Origin of the sequence: Jannaschia sp. S6380, from assembly GCF_023015695.1 — a bacterium.
GTDB lineage: Bacteria > Pseudomonadota > Alphaproteobacteria > Rhodobacterales > Rhodobacteraceae > Jannaschia.
Window position 1 is genome coordinate 479,879 of record NZ_JALKAS010000002.1, and the last position, 15,575, is coordinate 495,453.

Sequence of the window (15,575 nt, forward strand, 5' to 3'; positions counted from 1 at the left end):
CATCGTCCCGCTTGAGGGTCCGGGCCCGGCTGTGACACTGTGCCCGTCGTGGATCGGGACTTTCTCATCGTCGGTGGCGGAATCGCCGGAATCGCGGCCGGGGCGGCGCTTGCCGCGCTGGGATCGGTGGAGCTGTGGGAGGCGGAGGACGCCTTCGCCTACCACGCGTCGGGCCGGTCGGCCGCGCTTTTCGACCAGAGCTATGGCCTGGCGCCGGTTGTGGCCCTGAACCGTGCCTCGCGCCCGGCGCACGAGGCCGGGGGGTGGATGTCCCCGCGCGGGCTGTTGTTGATCGGCCTAGCCGGCGAGGACGCGATCTTCGAGCGTGACCTGGCCGCGATGGGGCTGGACGAACTCTCGGCCAACACGGCCCGGTCGATGGTGCCCATCCTCGCCCCGACGGTCGCCCGCGTCGCGCTGGAGCGGGAGGCGTTCGACCTGGACACCGACGCGATGATCCAGGCCGGGCTGCGTGCGATCCGCGAGGGCGGTGCCGCGCGGACGTCGCGGCGCGTCGACGCCATTTCGCACATCCCCGGCGGCTGGTCGGTGCGCGCCGGGTCCGCGGAGGTGACCGCCCGCCATATCGTCGATGCCGCGGGTCCCTGGGCAGATGCGGTGGCCGAACTGGCCGGCATCCCGCCGCTGGGCCTGACGCCGATGCGACGATCGATCGCGCGATTGCGCGCGCCCGGCGGACACGACGTCTCGGCCTGGCCGATGATGCTGGGCGCGGGTGAAAGCTGGTACGCCAAGCCCGATGCCGGCGCGCTCATCGTCTCTCCGGCCGAGGAGGCACCGACCGACCCGACGGATGCCTTCGCCGACGACATGACACTGGCCGAGGGGCTGGAGCGGTATCAGCAGGCGGTGACCGAGCCGGTGACGCGCCCGATCTCGACCTGGGCCGGCTTGCGGACCTTCACGCCCGACCGCTGCCTGGCGATCGGCCGTGGCGCGGTCGAAGGGTTCTGGTGGTGCGCGGGGCAGGGGGGCTACGGGTTCCAGACCGCCCCGGCCGCGTCGGCCCTGCTGGCGGACCTGGTCGCGCGCCGCGCGCCGATGCTCGACCCGGCGACGGTGGCCGCGCTCGACCCCGGACGTTTCGGTTGATCCGTCGCGTCATCACGACCGGCACCCGGGTCGAGGCGGATGGCGACGGCCGCCTGATCGCCGCCCCGGCCGCGCGCAATCTCGGGCCGATCCTGGACGTCCTGCTGCCGCGCCTGCCCCGCCGGGGCGACGTGCTGGAACTGGCCTCGGGCACCGGCCAGCATATTGCCGCCCTGGCCGCGCACCGGCCCGACCTGTCGTTCCATCCCACCGATCCCGACCCGACGCGGCGCGCCTCGATCGACGCGCATTGCCGGGGGCTGCCCAACGTGATGCCGGCGGGCGACATCGATGCCGGGCAGGCCGGATGGGCGGTGGAGGCCGGGGCCGATGCGGTCCTCGTCGTCAACCTGCTGCATCTGATCTCGGACGGGGAATTGGCGATCCTGCTGGACGAGGCGCATCGCGCCATGTCGCCGGGCGGCCTCTTGGCGATCTACGGGCCCTTCCGGCGGGACGGCATCCTGTCCAGCCCCGGCGACCGGGCCTTCGATGCGGATCTGCGGGCGCAGGACGAGGCCATCGGGCTGAAGGACGCGGCCATGATCGAGACGGTGCTGACGGTGCTCGGCTGCGCGGTCGAGATGGTCGAGATGCCGGCCAACAACCTGATGATCCTGGCGCAGAAGGACGCCGGGTCGGCGCTCTAGCCCAGCTTGGCCGACAGCCCGGCCAGTTCGGCCCGCGCCGCATCGTCCCAGTCCGCGGCGAGCGAGCGGAACAGCGTCGCCTGGCTGGCATGGATCAGCCCGTCCTGCAGGGTCTTGAGGTGATTGGCCCGCAACGTCTCGCCGGTCGAAGTGATGTCGGCAATGGCCTCGGCGGTCTCGTTGACGACCGTTCCCTCGGTCGCGCCCTGGCTGTCGACAAGCGCGTAGTCGGCGACCCCGTGATCGCGCAGGAAGTCGCGGACCAGGCGGTGATACTTCGTGGCGATGCGCAGGCGGTGGCCGTGGATCGCACGGAACTGCGCCGCTGCTGCGTCCAGGTCGTCCAGCGTGTCGACGTCGATCCAGACCTTGGGCACGGCCAGCACCAGATCGGCATGACCGAAGCCCATGCGCGCCAAGGGCTCCACCAGCGTATCCCAGCGAACAAGCTTCTCGCGGACCAGATCGCTGCCGGTCACGCCCAGATGGATGCGCCCCGCCGCCAGTTCGCGCGGGATCTCTCCGGCCGACAGCAGGACGAGCGCGATGTCCGCGCCCTCCACCTCGCCCGCGTACTCGCGGTCGTTGCCCGTCCGTCGCAGGGTCAGGCCGTGGCGGCCGAACCAGTCGAAGGTCTTTTCCATAAGCCGCCCCTTCGACGGCACGCCCAGGCGGATCATCCGATGTCCCCCAGCAGACCGGGACGGATCACCCCGCCCACGGCAGGCACGCCCCGTCCTGCCCCCAGCACGCCGGTCAGCGCGTCGTAGCGGCCCCCCGTCGCAAGCGGCGCGATGTCCGCGCGGCCCGGCACCGAGAGGGTAAAGACGAAACCGTCGTAATATTCCATCGCCGTCCGACCGCGGGCCGGGGCGAAAGGCATGGTGTCGGGGTCGTGTCCGCGCCGCGCCAGGGCCTCGGCCCGCGCTTCCAGCCGGTCGGCGGCCGCCGTCAGGTTCGGCAAGTCGACGCCCATGTCGCGTAGCGGTCCGATCGCCGCCGACATCGGACAGTCGAGGTCGAGCAGGGTTTCGATCACCTCGGCCTCGGTCTGGTCGATCGGCGGCTCCTCGGCATCGGCGCGCAGGCCCTGCATCCGCGCGGCGATCTCGCCTTCGCCGCGCTTTCCGACGGCGGTGCCGGCCGCAGCCATCAGGTCCTCCGGCGTGCGCCCTTCCATCGCCGATAGCAACGCGGTGCGCGTGCCCAGTGGGGTGGCGGTGCCGCCGAACCTGTCCATCAGCCGCCGGAACCGCACCGGACGCCAGATATGGCGGCGCAAGGCAGCGCGCCGGCGCTCGGAGGTCGTCAGCCCCTCGACCGCGGCGATCAGGATGCCCAGGTCACCCGTCGCCGCCACCGGGGACCAGGGCGCCAAGGCGCGCGAGATCAGGTCGAACACCTCGGCATCGGCGGCGGCGGGGTCCTCGCCGCCGAACAGCTCGTATCCGACCTGCAGGTATTCGCGCGGCCGGTCCGGGTCGCCCTCCTGCCGGCGGAACACCTCGCCCGCGTAGCAGTAGCGGGCCGACGCGGCACCATTGGCCATATGCGCCTGAACGACGGGCACGGTGAAATCGGGTCGCAGCATCACCTCGCCGGCCATCGGGTCGTTGGTGGTGAAGGCGCGCGCGCGGATATCCTCGCCGTAGAGGTCGAGAAGCGTGCCGGCGGGCTGCAGGATCTCCGGCTGGACGAGCGTGGCACCCGCGGCGCGGAACGCCTCCAGCAGATCGGCCGCGCGCTGCCTGTCGGCCGGCGTGATCATCCGATGAGGTTCCGCAGGAAGGCGGGCAGGTCCTCGATCCGCACTTCGGTCTGGGAGGGGTTCTCCTTCCACTCCTCGACGGTGGCATCCTGCGCCAGCTTGGCCCCGAGGATCAGGTCCTTGACCTGCACGACGCCCCGCGCCGCCTCGTCGGAGCCCTGGATGACGGCGGCGGGGCTACCGCGCCGGTCGGCGTATTTGAGTTGGTTGCCGAAGTTCCTGGGATTGCCCAGATAGACCTCGGCCCGGATGCCGGCGCGTCGCAGGTCGGCACAGATCGTCTGGTAGTCTGACATGCGGTCGCGGTCCATCACGGTGACGATGACGGGGCCGGTGGCGGTGTCGCCCAGCCGGCCCTTGGCCCGCAATGCCGCCAGCAAGCGGTCGACGCCGATGCTGACGCCGGTGGCGGGCACCGACTGGCCGGTGAACCGTGTCACGAGGTCGTCGTAGCGCCCGCCCCCGGCGACGGAGCCGAAGCGTTGCGGACGGCCCTTTTCGTCGGGGATTTCGAAGGTCAGCTCCGCCTCGAAGACCGGGCCGGTGTAGTAACCGAGGCCGCGCACGACGGAGGGGTCGATGACGATCCGGTCGGGGCCGTAGCCCTGGGCTTCGAGGAGGGCGGCGATATCACGGAGTTCCTGCACACCGACCTTCCCCTCACTGGAACTTTCTACAAGTTCGCCCAAAAATGCGATAATTGCCCTGTTGTAGGGACCCCGAGCGGCACTCAGGAAATTACCACTCCTGATGAACGGGTCGGAGCCACTCATACTCGCCGCAATGAGCGTTTGCGCACCTCTCTGCGAAAACGGCTCAATCTCTTCCGCTCGTTCATGCAGTTCTTGGTGGACGCTCTCGCTTGCCAGCACGAAAGAGATGATCTTGTCTGTCTGCGCCGCCGAGAGCCCCGCCCCCTCCGTAATGTCCCCACTCTCATCCCGGCGCCCCTCACCCAGCAGCGCCCGGACCCCCTCGACCCCCAACCGATCCAGCTTGTCGATTGCCCGCAGCACGATCCCGCGCTCCTTCGCGAACTTCTCCGGGTCCGACGGGTCGAGGATGCCCGCGACCTCCATCACCCCGTTCAGCACCTTGCGGTTGTTCACCCGCACCACATATTCGCCGCGCGCGATCCCCACGGCCTCCAGTGTGTCGCAGAGCATCGCGCAGATCTCCGCATCCGCCGCCACGCTGGCCGTCCCCACCGTGTCCGCGTCGCATTGATAGAACTGCCGGAACCGTCCCGGACCCGGCTTTTCGTTGCGCCAGACGGGGCCCATGGCATAGCGGCGATAGGGGGCCGGCAAATCGTTGCGATGCTGGGCGTAGACGCGGGCCAGCGGCGCGGTCAGGTCGTAGCGCAGCGCCAGCCAGTCGGGCTTGCCCGGCTCGCCCTCGTCCCAGGCGAAGACGCCCTCGTTCGGGCGGTCCACGTCGGGCAGGAACTTGCCCAGGGCTTCGACCGTTTCGACGGCGGAACTTTCGAGCGCGTCGAAGCCGTACCGGTGATAGACCTCGGCAATCGCATCCAGCATCGCCTTGCGTTCGGTGACCTCGGCCCCGAAATAGTCGCGGAAGCCCTTGGGCGTCTGCGCCTGGGGGCGCCGCGGCTTGTCTTTCCTGGCCATCGGATCGGTCCTTTCGTCGCCCGCGCTATTACGTCCCGCGCCTTTCGCGCACAACCCGGAGAGGGATCGCATGACCGAACTGGAGGAACGCATCGCCCACCTGACGCGGCAGGTCGAGGATCTGTCCGACGTCGTGGCCCGTCAGGCGGGCGAGATCGCCACGCTGGAGCGCAGGGTCCAGATGCTGATGTCGCGGGCCGCCGAGGCCGAGCTGCAGGCCGGCGGGTCTGTGCCGCTGGGCGACGAACGCCCGCCGCATTGGTAGGGTTCAGCCGGGATTGGGCCGGAAGCTGAGCGTCACCCGCGTGCCGGCGGTGGAATTGTCGTAGGTCAGCTGCGCGTCGAGTTGCAGTTCCACCATGCGCAGGATCGATGTGCCCAATCCGGGCCCGTCGCCACCTTGCGTGCGGCCTTGCCCGTCATCGGCGCATGTGATGCGGACATGGTCGTCTTCACGCGCGCAGACTACGGTCACGGTGCCGCCGCCATCGCCGAACGCATGCTTGAAGGCGTTCGCGGCCAGTTCGTTCACCATCGTACCGACGGCCACCGCCTCGGCCGACGAAACGGTCACCGGCGCCATCTCGGTGCGAATGGTGACGCCCGCGGGTGCGATCTCGGCCAGCAATGCGACGAGGCGTTCCAAGAAATCCCCCAGGTCGATCCGCCCGTTTTCGTTTCGGTCGTCAAGCATCGCGTGGACGGTGGCCACGGCGTCGATCCGGTTGTTCACCGCGGCCAGCGCCGCCTTGGTTTCGGGGTCGGCGCGCATCCCCTGGATCCGGGTCAGTGCCGAGATCGACTGCAGCGAGTTCTTGACGCGGTGGTCCGCCTCCTGCCGCAGATGCTGGGCCCGGGCCAAGGCGCGGCGCAGCTCCAACTGCGTCATGACCTGGCGAGCCAGCACCTGTATTGCGTTCCGCTGCAGCGGGGTCAGGGTGCGCGGCCGGACGTCGAGGACGCAGAGCGTTCCAAGCGGCAGCCCGTTCTCGGGCGCGCGCAGCAGGGCACCCGCATAGAAGCGCAGGCCCTCGCCCGGCGGCGCCAGACACAGCTCGTTATCGGCCATGCGGGGGTCGGCCAGGGTGTCCGGGATCTCGGTGAAATCCTGCTCCAGGATGACATGGCTGCACAGGGAGGTCGCCAACGGCGTCTCGCGGACGCCCAGCCCGACCTCGGCCTTGAACCACTGCCGCTCGGCGTCGATCAGGTTGACCACCGAAATAGGCGCCTCGCAGATTTCGGAGGTCAGCGCGACGATGTCGTCGAAATCGCTCTCGCGCGGGGTGTCCAGGATCTCGTAGGCGCGCAGGGCGCGCAGGCGTTCGGCCTGTCGGGGGTGCGCAGCAGCGACGGTCATCCGGGTCGGGCCCTCTCGGTAATCACAGATGATGTCGCCGGAACGCGGGTGCGGGTAACACGTCGGCGGGTCGATGTCTCAATTATCTTACGGAAAAGATTTGCACAACTCCCTTGATGCGGCCGCTGTCAATCGGCGACGGGAATTCGGCCGTTCAACTCGTCCTCGACATGGGCGCGGATGATGGTGTCCATGTCCGGCTCCGCCTCAAAGCCCAGTTCGCGGGCGCGGACGGGGTCGAATCCCTTGGGCCATCCCGCCACGATGCCCGCGATCGTGGCGTCGGGCTCCCGCCGGATCAGCGCGGTGGCCTCCGGCCCGGCGACGCGTTCCAGGGCCGCGATCTCGTCGGCGACGGTGGCGTCCACCCCCGGCAGGTTCAGAGCCCGTTCCTGGCCCATGGGGGCGGTGTCCATCTCGGCGGCGTGGATCAGGAACCCAACCGCGGCGCGCGGGCTCGCGAACCAGTGGCGCGTCGTGTCGGCAACCGGCAGCACCGCCTCCTGCCCAATCAGCGGCTCACGCAGGATCGACGAATAGAAGCCCGAGGCCGCTGCGTTGGGCTTGCCGGGCCGGATGCAGATCGTGGGCAGGCGCAGGGACACGCCGTCGAGCCGGCCCTTGCGCGACAGATCGTCGATCAAAAGCTCGCCCATGCGTTTCTGCGTGCCGTAGCTGGTCAGCGGGATGGGCGGCTGGTCGTCCGGGATGACGTCGGGCAGGGGCGTGCCGAAGACCGCGATCGACGAGGTGAAGACCAGGCGCGGGCAATAGTCCGCCTGGGCGGCGATGGCGTCGCAGAGGCCAATGGTCCCGTGCAGGTTGACGGCATAGCCCTTGGCGGTGTCGGCTTCCGCCTCGCCCGAGACGATGGCGGCCAGGTGGAAGATCACGTCCGGCCGCGCCTCGATCAGGGCGGGTGCCGCGGCCGGGTCGGACAGGTCGGCGGCGAGCGCGGCGCCCGGCACGCCATCGGGCAGGACGGGGGTATCGACATCGACCAGCGTCATGCCGGTGATCTCGCGATCGCGCAGCCGGCCCCTTGCGACCAGCGCGTCGGTCAGCTTGCGGCCGATCATGCCGGCCGCGCCGGTGATGAGAATGTGCATCGCGCGTCCTCCCGTAGATTGCGCCCGAGGCTAGGCGACCGCGTCCCCGGCCGCCAGCCCCGGTCGTGTCAGCCCCGCGGCCGGGTCAGAGCAGCCCTTCCGCGCGGAACAGATCGGCCACGTCCACCTCGGGGCGCGGGCCGATATGACCGATGACCTCGCGCGCGCAGACGACGCCCATGCGCGCGGCGACGTCCAGGTCCCGGCCGGTGGCGAGGCCGTAGAGGAACCCGGCCGCGAACTGGTCGCCGGCGCCGGTCGCATCGACCACCTTGACCGGCGTGACCGGGGCGGACACCCACTCGGCGCCGGATCGGACCCAGACGTCCTCGCCCGAGCGGGTGCAGGCGACGATGCCGCAGGCCTCCGACGCCATGCCGATGGCGCGGTCGAGGTCGTCGGTCTCGTAGAGCGTCGTCCATTCGGCGGCATTGCCGATGGCGATGTCCACGTCCTCGGCGATCAGGCGCTTGAAGTCGTCGCGGTGGCGTTCGGCGCAGAACGGGTCAGAGATGGTGATGGCGCTTTGCCCCCCCGCGGCCTTCATCTTCGCGGCGGCCTCGGCAAAGGCGGTCTTTCCGTCATCCTTGTCGAAGAGGTAGCCTTCCAGGAACAGGAGCCCCCCGCCCGCGAAGACGTCCGGCACGTCGCGCGACGAGATGTCGGCGCCCGCGCCCAGATAGGTGTTCATCGACCGCTCGCCGTCGGGCGAGACGAAGATCATCGACCGCGTCGTCGGAAGCTCCACCGGCATCGGGTCGTTCGGAAAGGCGGTGCCCGACGCGCGCATCGCATCCGCGTAGAACCGGCCCAGCGCGTCGTCCTTCACCTTGCCGATGAAGGCCGTCGACAGTCCGAGCGCGCCGATCCCCGCGAGGCTGTTTGCGACCGAGCCGCCCGGCGCCTGCGTGCGATCGCCCATGGCGGCATAGAGCAGCTCGGCCCGTTCACGCTCGATCAGCTGCATGATGCCCTTTTCGATCCCCATCTGTGCGAGGAAGTCGTCATCGGCATGCGAGATCACGTCGACGACGGCGTTGCCGATCCCGATCACGTCGTATTTTTTGGTCATGGAATGGTCCTTTGCGGTCGCGGCGCCCCAGGACACCTGAAGGAACGGAGAATGGAGGTCATGCCGGTTCGGTCTTGTCCTCGTAGGGGCAGAGGTCTCGGATCAGGCAGGCCGGGCATTTCGGCTTGCGCGCCACGCAGGTGTAGCGGCCGTGCAGGATCAGCCAGTGATGGGCGTGGCGCTGGTAGTCGGCGGGGACGTTGTCCTCGATCGCGCGTTCGACGGCGTCGACATCCTTGCCGGGGGCGATGCGGGTGCGGTTGCCCACCCGGAAGATATGGGTGTCGACCGCCTGCGCCGGATGCCCCCACCACATGTTCAGCACGACATTGGCCGTCTTGCGCCCCACGCCGGGCAGCGCCTGCAGGGCCGCACGGGAGTTCGGGACCTCGCCCCCGTGCTCCTCGACCAGGATCCGGCTCAACTTGATGACGTTCTTCGCCTTCTGACGGTAGAGGCCGATTGTGCGGATATGTTCCGTCAGCCCGTCCTCGCCCAGATCCAGCATCTTCTGCGGCGTGTCGGCCACGGCGAAGAGGTTGCGCGTGGCGCGGTTGACGCCAGCATCGGTCGCCTGCGCCGAAAGGGCCACCGCCACGACCAGCGTATAGGCGTTCAGATGCTCCAGTTCACCCTTCGGTTCGGGCTCGGCCGCGTGGAAACGTCGGAAGATCTCGACCTGGGTCGCATAGGGCAGGGCGCGGTTCATGGCGGTCCTTCTGACCGGACCGGGATCGGGGGGCAAGGGCGGGGGATGTTTCAAATGCGCGGCATTTTCGGAGGCCGGCATTAAGAGACCTGCAGGGAACGGCTGCCAGACGCATCTCGCGACTGCAGGAGAGCCTGATGCCCACATACACGTTCCAGGGATACGATCCGTCCGTTCTGTCCTACGATTCGAGAACCGGAAAGGTCTCGTTCTCGTCCGATTACGATCACACGCAGGACCGTGTCCGTATCGACGTGACCGACGACGATGCGTATTTCGACGGGGATTACAGGGCCGATGAGCGGGGCGAGGATGGCAACCAGACCGGGACCGTCACCGCAAGCGACGGCGAAACGACGGCCGGCCGCATCTACGTCGAATATTACGGCGTGCTTCGGGCGCCGGATGGCACCCGGATCGAGATCGACAGGATCGAAATCGGGGGAAAGGCCGTCGGTTATGTGACATCGGAGCCGCTCGTGCCCGGTACGAAGTACTCCATCGTCGATGGCGGCAATGTTCATGGTCCCGGCGATGACGACGACGACGATGACGATGACGATGACGATGAGGATGAGGATGAGGGTGATGAGCGGTCGGACACCGGTCGAATGCGTTACGCCGAATACGAAAGTCGCAGCGTTCCGTGTTTCGTCGAAGGTACGCCGCTGCTTACGCCGAGAGGGCCGGTCGCGGTGGAGGCGCTGTCGTGTAGCGATCTGATCGTGACGCGCGATCACGGGCCACGGCCCGTCCGCTGGATCGGTCGCTGTGGCGTCTCCGCTGCCGAGATCGCGAACCGGCCGGATCTGGCGCCGGTGCGGCTCGATGCCGGCGGAGACGCATCGTCCGGACGGGATCGGCCGCTGCTGCTGTCAGGCAACCACCGTGTCCTCCTGACGGGCCCGGAACTGCCGCTGCTGTTCGGCCTGACCGAAGCCTTCGCCGCCGCGAAGTTCCTGGGCGCGCGTGTTCCGGTCCGGGGGGATGTGACGTACTATCATGTCCTGTTCGACCAGCACGAAGTCGTGTCGGCGGCCGGTCACTGGGTCGAGAGCCTTCTGCTCGCGCCACAGGCGCTGGCTGCCCTTCCCACATCCCTTCGACGGCAGGTGGCATCGATCGCCCGCGGAGGTCGAATGACCGCCGCCCGCCCATGCCTGCGGTCGAGGGAAGTTGCCGCCTGGCGCGATGCGCGGGCGATGCGGACGGAGCGGCCGGCAGTGGAAAGCCGCATGTTCCGGGTCGCGTGATCGGGCGAAGCGGGGCTATGGTCGGCAAAGTCACCGCTCCCTCACGACCGGAGGTTCCATGTCCGAGATCCTGCCCATCCCGCCCGTGCCCGCCTCGCCCGACGCGCCGAATGCCGGGGCCTATCACTACGCCCTGATGCGCCGGGCCATCGATCTGGTCGACGCGCGGGCCGATACGCCGATGTCGCTCGATGACCTGGCGGCCGAGATGAACCTGAGCCCCGCGCATTTCCAACGCATCTTCTCGGCCTGGGCCGGTGTCAGTCCGAAACGGTTCCAGCAATACCTGGCCCTGGGCCATGCCAAGGCCCTGTTGCGCGACCGGTTCACCCTCATGGACACCGCGATCGACACCGGCTTGTCGGGCACGGGGCGGCTCCATGACCTGTTCCTGCGGTGGGAGGCGATGTCGCCGGGCGAATACGCGCGCGGCGGGGACGGCCTCGTCATTCGCTACGGGTGGTTCGACGGACCGTTCGGCGACATGCTGGTGATGGCGACCGATCGGGGCATCTGCGGCCTGGCCTTCGCCGCCGAGACCGGGCGCGATGCTGCCCTGGCCGACATGTCCGGGCGATGGCCCGGCGCCGAGTTGGTCGAGGATCGCGCGGCTATCGCACCGTTGGCCCGGGCGTTGGGCGACCTGCGCGGCGAAGCGCGGCTTCACCTGATCGGCGCCCCGTTCCAGATCAAGGTCTGGGAGGCGCTGATGCGGATCCCGTCTGGCCACGTCACCACCTATTCCGAGATCGCGGGCGCCGTGGGCCATCCGCGGGCGGTGCGCGCCGTGGGCACCGCGGTCGGCCGGAACCCGGTCAGCTGGCTGATCCCGTGCCACCGTGCCCTACGCAAGTCGGGGGGCCTGGGCGGATACCATTGGGGCCTTCCGGTCAAGCGCGCCCTGCTGGCCTGGGAATCGAGCCGCGCCGAACGGGAGGCCGCCACCGCGTGACACGGGGCTGCTATTGCCTATCGCGTGGGTTGGCGCCCATCTGCGGCGGAGCCCCGCGCATCCGACCGTCGATGCGCCACCGGGGTGGAACAGTCCGGGCGGACATGCGTTGTCGTGCCGCACAACCGCGACCCAATCTGGAAAGCCTGAGATGACCCTTGTGAAAACACCCGCCCTTATCGCCGTCGCCGGAAGCCTGGTGCTGGCCGGCTGCGTCGACGCCACCACCGGCGAGCCGAACCGCACGCGCAACGGTGCCCTGATCGGGGCCGGCATCGGCGCCGCCGCCGGCGCGATCGCCGGAGATGGCAGTCGCGCCGACGAAATCGCCGCGGGCGCCGTGGTCGGCGGCCTCGTCGGCGGGGCGATCGGCTCGCGCCTCGACCGTCAGGCGGCCGATCTGCGGGCGCAGCTGGGCGACGACCGTATCACCATCACCAACACCGGGTCCGAGCTGATCGTGACGATGCCGCAGGACATCCTGTTCGCCACCGACAGCGCCAACCTGCGCCCCGACCTGCAAAGCGACATTCGTGCGCTGGCCGGCAACCTGCAGCAGTATCCCAACACCACGGTCCAGGTGATTGGCCATACCGACAGCGACGGCTCGGCTGCCTACAACCAGGATCTGTCCGAACGCCGTGCCCGTGCGGTGGCCGGCGTCCTGCTGGAGCAGGGCGTGAGCGGTTCGCGCGTGGTGCCCATCGGCCGCGGCGAGAGCCAGCCCGTGGCGACCAACAACACCGCCGCGGGCAAGCAGCAGAACCGCCGAGTCGAGATCGTCATCACGCCGGTCTGATCCTACTGTCGGCCCCGAGACCACGCCCGTCGGATCGTGCGATCCGGCGGGCGTATTCACGTCTGGATTCCGCGGCATCGCAATCGGTCGTTGGATTTCGGGGGCGGTGGTCATAGGTTTTGACCAATTCCGGGGATCCGCCATGCCGTTCCAGCCCGTCACCGCCGAGAAGCTCGCCGCAGCCGTCGTTCGCCAGATCGAGCAGCTGATCCTGCGTGGCATTCTGCGCCCCGGCGATCGCCTGCCGGCGGAACGCGAACTGTCCGAGCGGCTGGGCGTGTCGCGTCCGTCGCTGCGCGAGGCGGTGGCGGAATTGCAGGATCGCGGCCTGCTCAGCAGTCGGGCCGGCGCGGGCGTCTTCGTGGCCGACGTGCTGGGCAACGCGTTCTCGCCCGCCCTGACCCGCCTTTTCGCCAGTCACGAGGACGCGCTCTTCGACTACATCGCCTTTCGGCGCGACATGGAGGGGCTGGCCGCGGCGCGGGCTGCCACGCATGGCTCCGACACCGATCTCGAGTTGGTCGACACGATCTTCCGCAAGATGGAGGGGGCCCATTCCAAGCGCGACCCGTCGGAGGAGGCGGCGCTGGACGCGGATTTCCACATGGCCATCGTCGAGGCGAGCCACAATGTCATCATGCTGCACATGATGCGCTCGATGATGGATCTGCTGCGAGAGGGCGTGTTCTACAATCGCTCCGTCATGTTCCGGCGCCGCACCACGCGCGACATGCTGCTGGATCAGCACCGGGCGATCAATGACGGGTTGCAGGCCCGCGATCCGGAGGCCGCGCGCGGGGCGATCGAGGCGCATCTGAACTATGTCCGCGCCAGCCTTGCCGAACAGCGCGAGGCCGACCGCCACGAGGACGTCGCGCGCCTGCGCCTGCAACAGGAAGTGGGGCGCTAGCCCGAGCGCGTGCGCAGGTAGTCCATGACGGCGGGCCGCACCGTCTGTTCGCCGGACACCCGGGCCCGGTTGATGACGTCGCGCACTTCGGACAGGTCGGCCTTCAAGAGCATGTGCTTGACCGGACCGATCGAGGCCGGGCGCATCGACAGGCAGCGCAGGCCCATGGCAGCGAAGCACAGCGCCTCGACCGGGCGGCCGGCATCCTCGCCGCAGAAGGACACTGGCGTTCCGGCCTCCTCGCAGCGGGCGACGATCTGCTCGATCAGGGTCAGAAAGCTGACGTTCAACGTATCATAGCGCCGGCGCACGCGCTCGTTCTCGCGGTCGGCGGCGAAGAAGAACTGCTTCAGGTCGTTGCCGCCGACGGAGATGAAATCCGCCTCCTCGAAGAAGCGGCGGGGCGCGAAGGCGAGGCTCGGCGTCTCCAGCATCGCGCCCACACGCAGGGTTTCGGGCAGGACATGGCCGAGGGACGTTTCGCGGTGGACCTCACGCGTCAGATGGGCGCGCGCCTCCAGGAACTCCTCCATCTGCGCGATGAAGGGAAACATGACGTTCAGGGGCCGTCCGTTCGCCGCCCGCAAAAGCGCCTGCAGCTGCATCCGCATGACGCCGGTCTTGTCCAGCCCGACCCGGATCGCGCGCCAGCCCAGCGCCGGGTTCGGCTCCTCGGTGGCCTTCATGTAGGGCAGGACCTTGTCGGACCCGATATCCAGCGTGCGGAAGATTACCGGCTTGCCATGCGCGGCGTCGATCACGCGGGCATAGAGCGACGCCAGCTCGGCCCGGCGGGGCACCTTGTTCCGGGTCAGGAACTGCAATTCGGTCCGGAACAGCCCCACCCCCTCGGCCCCGGAATTGGGCAGCGAGGGCAGATCGGCGATCAGGCCGGCATTCATCATCAGCTCGATCCGGCAGCCGTCCATCGTCACGCAGTCGCGGTCGCGGATCGTGGCATAGCGGGTCTGGGCTTCGGCTGCCATCGCCAGCTTCTCGCCGAAGGCGTTGCGCACCATCTCGTCGGGGCGCAGATGCACCACACCCTGATCGCCATCCACCAGGATCCGGTCGCCCGAGAGGGCCTCGGTGGTGATGCCCCGCGCCTGGATCACCAACGGAATCGCCCAGGCGCGCGCGACGATCGCCGCGTGGCTGCCGACGGCGCCGTCCTCCAGCACGACGCCCTTGAGCTTGCGCCCGTAGTCCAGCAACTCGCCCGGCCCGATATTGCGCGCGACCAGAACCGCGTTGTCCGGCAGGTTGCCCCGGTCGCGCCCCTGACCCGTCAGCATGCGCAGCAGGCGATTCGACAGGTCGTCCAGGTCGGCCAGCCGGTCGCGCAGATACGGATCGGCCCCGGCCATGCGCGCGCGGGCGGCGGTCTGCTCCTTCTCCACGGCGGCTTCGGCCGTCAGGCCCGCGTCGATGTCGTCCTCCATCCGCCGCAGCCAGGACCGTGAATAGGCGAACATGCGGAAGGCCTCGATCACCTCCTCCTGCGCGCGGTCGCCATGCGCCTGCGTCAGCATGCGATCGACCGAGAGGCGCAGCTTGTCCACGGCCTCTCGCAGGCGCGTCAGCTCGGTTTCCGGGTCGTCCGAGATCGGGTTCGAAATGACGACCCTTGGATCGTGCAGGTGGACGACCCCGTCGCAGGCGCCTTCCTGGCCGGTCACGCCACGGAACAGGACCTGCTGGGCATGGCGCGGCTTCAGCGCCTCGCCCTCGCCGGTGAATGCGCCCAGTTCGGTCATTTCGGCCAGGACCATGGCCACGACTTCCAGGGCGTAGACCTCGTCCTCGGTGAATTCGCGGGCATCCTTCGATTGCACGACCAGCACGCCCAGCCGCTCGCCCAGGCGCTGGATCGGCACGCCGAGGAAGCTGGAATACACCTCCTCGCCGGTCTCGGGCATGTAGCGGAAGCCCTTGGTGGCGGGCGCGTCGGCGGTGTTCAGGGGCGCGCGCCTGCGTGCGACGCGGCCGACCAGACCCTCGCCCACACGCATCCGGGTGACATGGACGGAAGCAGGGTTCAGCCCCTCGGTCGCGCAAAGCTCCAGCGTCTGCTCGTCGCGATGCAGATAGATCGAGCAGACCTCGGTCGACATCGACGAGGCGACGAGCGCCACGATGCGGTCCAGGCGTTCCTGCCCCGCGCCGGCTTCGGCCATGACGGCCTGAAGCCGTCGCAGCAGCTTGCGGCTGTCGCTGTCCTTCGGCGCTGCCATCGGTCGATCCGCCTC

The 15,575-nt window shown here is 69.0% G+C and carries 15 protein-coding genes; 7 read left to right on the forward strand and 8 right to left on the reverse strand.

What is annotated here, in order from left to right:
* Positions 1-48: 48 nt before the first annotated feature.
* Together MWU52_RS15375 and MWU52_RS15380 are read left to right on the forward strand one after the other, a co-directional pair.
* Positions 49-1,113: an FAD-dependent oxidoreductase gene (locus tag MWU52_RS15375; RefSeq protein ID WP_246953802.1), complete on the forward strand. Its 1,065-nt coding sequence runs from the start codon at positions 49-51 to the stop codon at positions 1,111-1,113.
* A complete protein-coding gene (locus MWU52_RS15380) occupies positions 1,110-1,763 on the forward strand; it encodes a DUF938 domain-containing protein (RefSeq protein WP_246953803.1) in 654 nt (217 codons plus the stop codon). Before MWU52_RS15375 ends, MWU52_RS15380 begins: the two co-directional genes overlap by 4 nt.
* Here MWU52_RS15380 and hisG read toward each other — a convergent pair.
* The 3 genes from hisG to MWU52_RS15395 are packed head-to-tail and all read right to left on the reverse strand — an operon-like array spanning position 1,760 to position 5,162.
* Positions 1,760-2,443 carry an ATP phosphoribosyltransferase gene (hisG, locus tag MWU52_RS15385; protein WP_246953805.1) on the reverse strand — a complete coding sequence of 228 codons (684 nt, stop codon included), beginning with the start codon at positions 2,441-2,443 and terminating at the stop codon, positions 1,760-1,762. The two genes, MWU52_RS15380 and hisG, sit on opposite strands and share 4 nt — an antisense overlap.
* Positions 2,440-3,531, reverse strand: a complete 1,092-nt coding sequence (locus MWU52_RS15390; RefSeq protein WP_246953807.1) for an ATP phosphoribosyltransferase regulatory subunit — start codon at positions 3,529-3,531, stop codon at positions 2,440-2,442. The genes hisG and MWU52_RS15390 overlap by 4 nt, the downstream gene beginning before the upstream one ends.
* Positions 3,528-5,162 (reverse strand): HisS family protein, encoded by a 1,635-nt coding sequence (locus MWU52_RS15395; RefSeq protein ID WP_246953809.1) that lies wholly within the window; start codon positions 5,160-5,162, stop codon positions 3,528-3,530. The genes MWU52_RS15390 and MWU52_RS15395 overlap by 4 nt, the downstream gene beginning before the upstream one ends.
* A 70-nt stretch (positions 5,163-5,232) precedes the next feature.
* On the opposite strand from MWU52_RS15395, the gene MWU52_RS15400 reads away from it, so the two are divergent.
* The gene (locus tag MWU52_RS15400; RefSeq protein WP_246953811.1) at positions 5,233-5,427 is read left to right on the forward strand and encodes a SlyX family protein; all 195 of its coding nucleotides are present in this window, start codon (positions 5,233-5,235) and stop codon (positions 5,425-5,427) included.
* 3 nt (positions 5,428-5,430) lie between these two features.
* On the opposite strand, the gene MWU52_RS15405 is transcribed toward MWU52_RS15400, so the two are convergent.
* From MWU52_RS15405 to nth, 4 genes are all read right to left on the reverse strand, one after another.
* Positions 5,431-6,522, reverse strand: coding sequence for a histidine kinase dimerization/phosphoacceptor domain -containing protein (locus MWU52_RS15405; protein WP_246953813.1), 1,092 nt, complete (start codon positions 6,520-6,522; stop codon positions 5,431-5,433).
* 128 nt (positions 6,523-6,650) lie between these two features.
* Entirely contained in the window at positions 6,651-7,631 is a 981-nt protein-coding gene (gene denD, locus MWU52_RS15410; protein WP_246953815.1) for a D-erythronate dehydrogenase, read from the reverse strand.
* A gap of 85 nt (positions 7,632-7,716) precedes the next feature.
* Complete coding sequence (locus MWU52_RS15415; RefSeq protein ID WP_246953817.1) at positions 7,717-8,703, reverse strand: adenosine kinase; 987 nt, start codon at positions 8,701-8,703, stop codon at positions 7,717-7,719.
* Between the two features lie 58 nt (positions 8,704-8,761).
* Positions 8,762-9,412 (reverse strand): endonuclease III, encoded by a 651-nt coding sequence (gene nth / locus MWU52_RS15420; RefSeq protein ID WP_246953819.1) that lies wholly within the window; start codon positions 9,410-9,412, stop codon positions 8,762-8,764.
* Positions 9,413-9,549: 137 nt separating this feature from the next.
* Here nth and MWU52_RS15425 point away from each other — a divergent pair, with 137 nt between their 5' ends.
* The 4 genes from MWU52_RS15425 to MWU52_RS15440 all read left to right on the forward strand — a co-directional run bounded on the left by MWU52_RS15425 (position 9,550) and on the right by MWU52_RS15440 (position 13,326).
* Positions 9,550-10,665 carry a Hint domain-containing protein gene (locus MWU52_RS15425; RefSeq protein ID WP_246953821.1) on the forward strand — a complete coding sequence of 372 codons (1,116 nt, stop codon included), beginning with the start codon at positions 9,550-9,552 and terminating at the stop codon, positions 10,663-10,665.
* Between the two features lie 136 nt (positions 10,666-10,801).
* On the forward strand, positions 10,802-11,617 hold the full coding sequence (locus tag MWU52_RS15430; RefSeq protein ID WP_246954625.1) for a bifunctional helix-turn-helix domain-containing protein/methylated-DNA--[protein]-cysteine S-methyltransferase: 816 nt from the start codon (positions 10,802-10,804) through the stop codon (positions 11,615-11,617).
* A gap of 151 nt (positions 11,618-11,768) precedes the next feature.
* Positions 11,769-12,416 (forward strand): OmpA family protein, encoded by a 648-nt coding sequence (locus tag MWU52_RS15435; protein ID WP_246953823.1) that lies wholly within the window; start codon positions 11,769-11,771, stop codon positions 12,414-12,416.
* 142 nt (positions 12,417-12,558) lie between these two features.
* Positions 12,559-13,326 (forward strand): FCD domain-containing protein, encoded by a 768-nt coding sequence (locus tag MWU52_RS15440; RefSeq protein ID WP_246953825.1) that lies wholly within the window; start codon positions 12,559-12,561, stop codon positions 13,324-13,326.
* Here MWU52_RS15440 and ptsP read toward each other — a convergent pair.
* Positions 13,323-15,560 (reverse strand): phosphoenolpyruvate--protein phosphotransferase, encoded by a 2,238-nt coding sequence (ptsP, locus tag MWU52_RS15445; RefSeq protein ID WP_246953827.1) that lies wholly within the window; start codon positions 15,558-15,560, stop codon positions 13,323-13,325. The genes MWU52_RS15440 and ptsP overlap by 4 nt on opposite strands.
* Positions 15,561-15,575 lie beyond the last annotated feature (15 nt).

Bases quoted from the DNA above. Each gene is read 5' to 3' on its own strand.
- ptsP (WP_246953827.1), bottom strand. From the start codon at position 15,560: ATGGCAGCGCCGAAGGACAGCGACAGCCGCAAGCTGCTGCGACGGCTT.
- MWU52_RS15390 (WP_246953807.1), bottom strand. From the start codon at position 3,531: ATGATCACGCCGGCCGACAGGCAGCGCGCGGCCGATCTGCTGGAGGCG.
- MWU52_RS15425 (WP_246953821.1), top strand. From the start codon at position 9,550: ATGCCCACATACACGTTCCAGGGATACGATCCGTCCGTTCTGTCCTAC.
- MWU52_RS15405 (WP_246953813.1), bottom strand. From the start codon at position 6,522: ATGACCGTCGCTGCTGCGCACCCCCGACAGGCCGAACGCCTGCGCGCC.
- MWU52_RS15395 (WP_246953809.1), bottom strand. From the start codon at position 5,162: ATGGCCAGGAAAGACAAGCCGCGGCGCCCCCAGGCGCAGACGCCCAAG.
- hisG (WP_246953805.1), bottom strand. From the start codon at position 2,443: ATGATCCGCCTGGGCGTGCCGTCGAAGGGGCGGCTTATGGAAAAGACC.
- MWU52_RS15415 (WP_246953817.1), bottom strand. From the start codon at position 8,703: ATGACCAAAAAATACGACGTGATCGGGATCGGCAACGCCGTCGTCGAC.
- MWU52_RS15435 (WP_246953823.1), top strand. From the start codon at position 11,769: ATGACCCTTGTGAAAACACCCGCCCTTATCGCCGTCGCCGGAAGCCTG.
- MWU52_RS15400 (WP_246953811.1), top strand. From the start codon at position 5,233: ATGACCGAACTGGAGGAACGCATCGCCCACCTGACGCGGCAGGTCGAG.
- MWU52_RS15430 (WP_246954625.1), top strand. From the start codon at position 10,802: ATGCGCCGGGCCATCGATCTGGTCGACGCGCGGGCCGATACGCCGATG.
- MWU52_RS15440 (WP_246953825.1), top strand. From the start codon at position 12,559: ATGCCGTTCCAGCCCGTCACCGCCGAGAAGCTCGCCGCAGCCGTCGTT.
- denD (WP_246953815.1), bottom strand. From the start codon at position 7,631: ATGCACATTCTCATCACCGGCGCGGCCGGCATGATCGGCCGCAAGCTG.
- nth (WP_246953819.1), bottom strand. From the start codon at position 9,412: ATGAACCGCGCCCTGCCCTATGCGACCCAGGTCGAGATCTTCCGACGT.